We start from the raw sequence: 293 nt of genomic DNA, 5'->3' as shown, positions 1-293 counted from the left end.
CTGATCCGGCCGCCGCGCGAGCGAAGCGGCCGGCGCCCGAGCAGGGCCCTCAGCCGAACACGTCCCGGGTGACCGCGTCGTACCAGCCGACCGCCGCCCTGGCATTCCTGCGGCGCGTCTCCGATTGCTCGCCGGTCCCGGTCAGGAAGGCGCCGCTCAGCCTGATCGTCCCGTCGGCCGGCGTGAAGACGGCCGCGTCGCCCATCGCGTCGGTGCCGGCGAGGAAGGTGTAGACCGTGCCGAGCAGATGCGGCCGGGACGGGCGCGCCCCCGTCAGCGCCGTCAGGATCGCG

Annotated in this window: 1 protein-coding gene; it reads right to left on the bottom strand. The window is 75.4% G+C overall.

The annotated features are described in order from the left end of the window. Positions 1–49 precede the first annotated feature (49 nt). The coding region (locus WDW90_RS38845; protein WP_336492963.1) for an FCSD flavin-binding domain-containing protein at positions 50–293 on the bottom strand (244 nt) is incomplete at its 5' end.

Source organism: Methylobacterium nigriterrae (assembly GCF_037106235.1).
Classification (GTDB): domain Bacteria; phylum Pseudomonadota; class Alphaproteobacteria; order Rhizobiales; family Beijerinckiaceae; genus Methylobacterium; species Methylobacterium nigriterrae.
This window is presented reverse-complemented; position numbering and strand designations above follow the sequence as displayed.